7 protein-coding genes are annotated in these 5,808 nt (G+C 43.1%); 4 read left to right on the top strand and 3 right to left on the bottom strand.

All coding sequences use genetic code 11. The features are described from left to right. Together ACNPNW_RS05730 and ACNPNW_RS05725 are read right to left on the bottom strand one after the other, a co-directional pair. Positions 1-459 (bottom strand): IS630 family transposase (locus ACNPNW_RS05730; RefSeq protein WP_448766694.1); only part of this gene is annotated, 459 nt, incomplete at its 3' end. 16 nt (positions 460-475) lie between these two features. After that, the gene (locus tag ACNPNW_RS05725; protein ID WP_004647755.1) at positions 476-931 is read right to left on the bottom strand and encodes a helix-turn-helix domain-containing protein; all 456 of its coding nucleotides are present in this window, start codon (positions 929-931) and stop codon (positions 476-478) included. Between the two features lie 557 nt (positions 932-1,488). On the opposite strand from ACNPNW_RS05725, the gene ACNPNW_RS05720 reads away from it, so the two are divergent. Genes ACNPNW_RS05720 through ACNPNW_RS05705 form a run of 4 tightly spaced genes read left to right on the top strand, consistent with a single transcriptional unit; the run spans position 1,489 to position 4,898 of the window. Further along, on the top strand, positions 1,489-1,623 hold the full coding sequence (locus tag ACNPNW_RS05720; RefSeq protein ID WP_257220109.1) for a hypothetical protein: 135 nt from the start codon (positions 1,489-1,491) through the stop codon (positions 1,621-1,623). After that, positions 1,616-2,059 carry a CopG family ribbon-helix-helix protein gene (locus ACNPNW_RS05715; RefSeq protein ID WP_004280384.1) on the top strand — a complete coding sequence of 148 codons (444 nt, stop codon included), beginning with the start codon at positions 1,616-1,618 and terminating at the stop codon, positions 2,057-2,059. Before ACNPNW_RS05720 ends, ACNPNW_RS05715 begins: the two co-directional genes overlap by 8 nt. An 11-nt stretch (positions 2,060-2,070) precedes the next feature. Beyond that, a complete protein-coding gene (gene atzF / locus ACNPNW_RS05710; protein WP_423090285.1) occupies positions 2,071-3,879 on the top strand; it encodes an allophanate hydrolase in 1,809 nt (602 codons plus the stop codon). Next, positions 3,876-4,898: an ABC transporter substrate-binding protein gene (locus ACNPNW_RS05705; protein WP_044110883.1), complete on the top strand. Its 1,023-nt coding sequence runs from the start codon at positions 3,876-3,878 to the stop codon at positions 4,896-4,898. The genes atzF and ACNPNW_RS05705 overlap by 4 nt, the downstream gene beginning before the upstream one ends. Before the next feature lie 79 nt (positions 4,899-4,977). Here ACNPNW_RS05705 and ACNPNW_RS05700 read toward each other — a convergent pair. After that, positions 4,978-5,729 (bottom strand): IS5 family transposase gene (locus ACNPNW_RS05700; RefSeq protein WP_448766392.1). Its coding sequence is split into 2 segments (ribosomal slippage): positions 4,978-5,495 and positions 5,495-5,729, totalling 753 coding nucleotides; the frame shifts between segments, so codons are not numbered across the junction. Positions 5,730-5,808 lie beyond the last annotated feature (79 nt).

Genomic DNA, 5,808 nt, shown 5'->3' with positions numbered 1-5,808 from the left:
TTGAAAATCTCGCCAATAATATTTCATCTGCTTCCATACCATCTCGATTCGATTTAACTCAGGGCTATAAGCTGGAATAAAATACAAATTCGTCGAAAAGTTACTTTTAAGTAGCTCTCTGTAATCAGCCATCTTTTTACTTCTATGAATCGAGGCATTATCAACAATAAGAACCAATGGAAGGTTATAAGTCTGTTTTACTTGTTGAGCTATTCCAGTTAAATAGGCATAAAACCAAGTGCTTTTCACTGACTCTTGTAAACAGCTTGTCACCAGTTTCCCCGTTGAAAGCAAACACCCCATGACATTAACTCGTTTTAATCTTATTGCATCAACCGCATGAACATCACCTATCTTTGTCCACGCATAGCGGTTATCAGGTGTAGATGAAAACCCTGTTTCATCAACATAACCTAATATAATTTCACCACGTGCCGCTTGCTCTCGTAATTCTTCAATCTGCTGTGTTGCTTGTTCAAATGCAATCGGATCTCTTTTTTTTCAAGCTATGACGGGTACGCTTGAAGACCATACCTGAATCACGTAAAAACTTACGAATGGTTTCAACAGACACGGACACTTCGTATTCTTCATGTAGTTTGACTCGGATTTGTTCTGCATTGAGTGGACTTGTATTGACCCAATCTAGGATTTTCGCCTGATAGTCTGAGATCAATGTATTGGGTCGACCTGAGCGATGACCTTCTTTAATCGATTCAAACTCATACAATTCCCAACGTCGGCGTTGTAGCCTTATGGTTTCTGGGATACGTTCTTGTAGAGTGGCAACTTCCGCAACACTTTTACCTTCGGAAAGCCAGAGAATAGTTTGGGCACGTTGCCTTTCACGCCAATGTTTTGCATGCTTGACCAGAAAAATGAGTCGTTCTCGCTGTTCTAAACTAAGTGGTACAGAAACAATTCTAGGCATGTGTGAACATCTGTTAACTAAAAAAACCTTTTCGCATCATTAGTTATTTTTGTCAACTTAGATAGATAACGGTCTGAATCACTCAGCCACACTTTGATGCACAATCGAACCCCAATGGTGCAAAATGGCCTATTTTTTAGGCATCCTTAAAAAATAAATCATTGTTGTTTTGCCTTATTTTACATATGTAATTAATTTTCCACGTATTCTGCTTAAATCTATTCTATTTTATATTGTGGCATGCTTTATGCTTTTATTTATATACAACATAAATAGAGGAGAGTAATACACTTGATCACTCATAATCACAAACATCGGTTAACCATTCATGTATAAAAAGAATAGCAAGGACATGAGCAATAAAAATGGAATAAACCGGTGAAATACAAAACTTACTTTTGCTTTAGAACAAGCCCCTATCTCACTGTTATGGGGCTTTTTTTCGCCCCTTTATAAAAGTTTATTCACCTCATCCAAATAACTAAAAACTGGCACGCTTTCTGCATTTTCCTAAGTAATACGAAATTCTGGTTTTGTAATATCCCTAGGAGATGCACATGAACAATCCGACATCAAATAAAAAAATGCATCCATGGCTTCACTTTCTGGTTGAGCTGCTCAGCGTACGCGCAGGCTTTCACATTAAACAGTCTTCACAATACCAACAACCCAAGGATCAACATCGTGCCTAAACAAAAATTGGCACGGATCAGTATTACCGTGCCAGAAACAACGCTACATGCGATGGATCAAAAAATTGTCGAGCAGCACTATGAAAGCCGCTCGCAGGCCATTGTCGATATGATTAACCGCCACCTGATTGATGATCTGGTGATTCGCGATGAAGTCATGGTTGGCACGCTTACCTTGCTCTATGACGTCAGCTTGAAACCGCTGCGCAGTCAGCTGGTCGATCTGCAGCAGCAGTATCTGGCACAAGTGATCAATTCGCTTCATATCCAGCTGGATGATGAAAAAATTCTGCAAGTCATGCTGATGCAGGGCGCGAGCAGTGACCTGAAAGAAATAAGCGAACAATTTATTGCACTGAAAGGCGTGATTAAAGGGCATCTCGAACTGATGGATGCCGTCATGCCACCCATTCCACAAAATACCGAACACACTTAAGGAGAACAGCTGTGCACAACTTATGGACTGTACAGGACTGGCAACACGCCTACCAGAATAACAATATCCAGCTTAGTGACCTGATTGAGTATGTTGCCGGATTGAATAATGACGATCATGCCTGGATTTCAATTGCAACAGCAGCACAATTACAGGCACAAATTGATGCATTGACTGGTGCAGATAGTGCAAGCTTGCCACTTTATGGGGTGCCATTTGCAGTCAAGGACAATATTGATGTTGCAGGGTTCTATACCACAGCAGCATGTAAAGAGGTAGCTTATCTGGCAACTTCCGATGCAACCGCAGTAGCCAAATTAAAAGCTGCCGGCGCGATTGTCGTGGGTAAAACCAATCTGGATCAGTTTGCGACGGGTCTGGTTGGTGTGCGCTCCCCATACGGCGCGGTAAAGAACAGCTTTAATCCTGAATATATCAGTGGCGGCTCGAGTTCGGGTTCCAGTGTAGTCGTCGCAAACGGATTAGTGCCATTTTCACTGGGTACAGATACTGCAGGTTCAGGACGTGTACCAGCAGGGCATAATAACATTGTCGGACTCAAACCAACCAAAGGCTGGTTCTCGACTACAGGCCTGATTCCGGCTTGTCGTACCATCGATGTGATTTCGATTTTTGCCTTAACGGTGGATGATGCCTGGCAGGTGGCGCAAGTCATGCAAGGCTATGATGCCAGCGATGATTATTCCAGAATGCATCCTCAGAATGAACCGAGCCAATTTTCAAAAGGGAAAATTGCCATTCCGGATACACTCGAATTTTATGGCGATGCTGAAACTGAAAAAGCATTCCAGCTGGCGATCGCACGTGTACAAAGCTTGGGTTATACGGTTGAGCCGATTGATTTTGCTCCATTTCAACAACTGGCAGCGGCCTTGTATAACCGCTCTTGGGTGGCTGAACGTACCAGTGCCGTGGAAAAAATGGTGCAACGCGAGCAGACCCATCCGGTCATTGGCCAGATTATTGCGCAGGCAGACCGGTTCAATGCGGTCGATGTCATGCAGGATGAATATGAACGTGCCCACCTGAGCCGTGTTATTCAAAATACACTGGCAGATTATGATGCCTTGATGGTGCCTACTACACCCACCATTTATCGCATTGCAGAAGTAGAAGCCGATCCTCTGGTAAAAAACAGCCACATGGGCGCTTATACCAATTTTGTCAATTTTGCCGACCTGTCGGCTTTGGCATTACCAAATAGCATTCGTGCTGATGGTCTTCCAACGGGTGTGACCTTTATTGCGCCAGCCTGGATGGATGAAGCACTGGCCAAGTTCGGGCAAAAATGGCAGCAGGCGAGCCAATTAAAGCTAGGCACATCTGAACTTACTTATGAAAAAACAACTGAAATCTCATCGGGTCACAGCGTCAAACTGGCTGTCGTCGGAGCACATCTGACCGGTATGCCACTGAATTTTCAGTTGACCACACGTGCTGGAACCCTGATCAAGCAGACCCGGACTGCTTCGCATTACAAACTCTATGCTTTAAAAAATACCACACCACCAAAACCCGGCCTCCAATACAACGCGAAAGGTTGTTCAATTGAAGTCGAAGTCTGGGACATTCCGCGTGCACTGTTCGGAGACATTGTTGCAGAAGTTCCGGCACCATTGGGGATCGGTAATGTTAAGCTGATTGATGGTACTTGGGTCAAAGGCTTTATCTGTGAAGGCTATGCACTTGAGGATGCAACAGATATTAGTCATTTCGGTGGCTGGCGCGAATTTATGAAATCTAAACAACTTTCAAATACCAAATTTAAATGTGAATGCATAGGGGAAGTCGCAAAATGATCAAAAAAGCACTGATGTCAGTTTCCGTACTGTCTGCAATCCTTTTAAGCGGTTGTGACAATACCGCTAAAGTACCTGAACCAAATGCCAAGGCTGAAGGTACTGTAAATACTCAACCCATCCGGATTGGTTATAGCGACTGGCCGGGTTGGGTTGCGTGGCAAGTTGCGATTGAAAAAGGCTGGTTAGAGGAAGCTGGAGTCAATGCTGATTTTAAATGGTTTGACTATTCAGCCTCACTTTCAGCTTTTGCTGCCAACCAGCTGGATGCGGTCATGGTCACTAATGGTGATAATCTGGTCACTGGCTCTGGCGGGACCAAGGGCGTGATGATCATGGCGACCGATTATTCAGCTGGAAATGACGTGATTATTGCCAAGAATGGCATTAATTCGATTCAGGATCTGCGCGGTAAAACCGTAGCCACTGAAAAAGGTCTGGTCGATCACTTGTTACTGTCCACTGCACTGGATGATGCCAAAGTTGGCCTGAATGAGGTCAAACTGGTCAATACCATGACCAATGAATTGCCACAGGTTTTTGCCACTCCCGATATTGATGCGATTGCAGTATGGCAGCCGGTGGCAAATCAGGCTTTATCTGCTGTTGCCGGTTCCAAGATTATTTTCACCTCTAAAGACAAGCCTGGATTAATCTACGATACCTTGACCGTGAATCCAGCCCATCTGGAAGCCAATAAAGAGCAATGGAAAAAGGTGATTCAGGTTTGGGATAAAACTGTCAAATACATCAATGATCCGGCGACTCGAGAAGACGCTGCACAGATCATGTCCAAACGTGTTGGTGTCGATGCGAAGACCTATATGCAGTTCATTGATGGCACGCATTTACTGGATCTGGCCGCCAACAAGAAAGTCTTTACCAAAGGTGATGGTTTCGACTCGATCTATGGTTCCAGCTATCATGTGAACAAGTTCAATGTAGCCAACGGCATTTATACGACTGAAATGAATGTGGATGGCGTGATTGTTCCAACGCTGGTGCAAGAACTCAAATAGAGCATGCCGCCTCATTCTGGAAGGTATTCTAAACTAATAAAAAATCCCCAGATTGGGGATTTTTTATTAGGGTGTGTCCTCATTTGGCTTTGCACCAAATAAATATGCAGGCTATACGGATCATAGATTTATAATTGCGTGCCAGTTTATCAAATCGAGTTGCAATAGCACGGAAATGTTTTAATCTCGAAAATGCATTTTCAACTAAATGTCTTAATTTATATAGATATTTATCAAACTCCTTATTCGATCTCTTACTGTTTGATCTCAATGGAATAATGGGAATCATATTCTTGTTCTTGGCATATATTCTAATGTGCTCAGCATCATACCCCTTATCAGCAATGAGATAAGTTGCCTCGTCTACCGTATCAATCAGTTGTTTTGCAACTTGACTGTCGTGGACGTCACCCTCAGTGATTTTAAAATCAATCGGTAATCCATTCGCGTCGGTTGCAAGATGTATTTTTGTTGTTCGTCCACCGCGTGATTGTCCAATTGCTCTTTCGAAACCATGCCGAGCTCCACTTGCATGTTGATGCACGCGTATGTAGCTTGCGTCAATGAATACCCATTCCTGATCCAAGATGCCTCGTAATCTAAAAAAAATTTATCCCACAATCCCTTGCTTGCCCAACGATTAAAACGATTGTAAGCAGTTTGCCAAGGACAAAATTCTTGGGGAATATCACGCCATGTGGCGCCTGTACGAAGTTTCCATAAGATCGCTTCCATGATATTTCTACTATTCTTTGAACAGTAACAACCGTGTAATCGCATAGTATCTTGAATTTGCTGCCAGATATCATCGGTAAGAAGAGTACGTGCCATTGAAAATATAGAAATAAAAATAACTCAAAGGAGGATTTTAAGTATTTAAAACCAATTCTTCAAATGAGGACACGCCCTA

Source organism: Acinetobacter endophylla (genome assembly GCF_053543775.1).
Note: the sequence above shows the minus strand (reverse complement) of the source record. Positions and strands in the feature narration are given on the sequence as shown.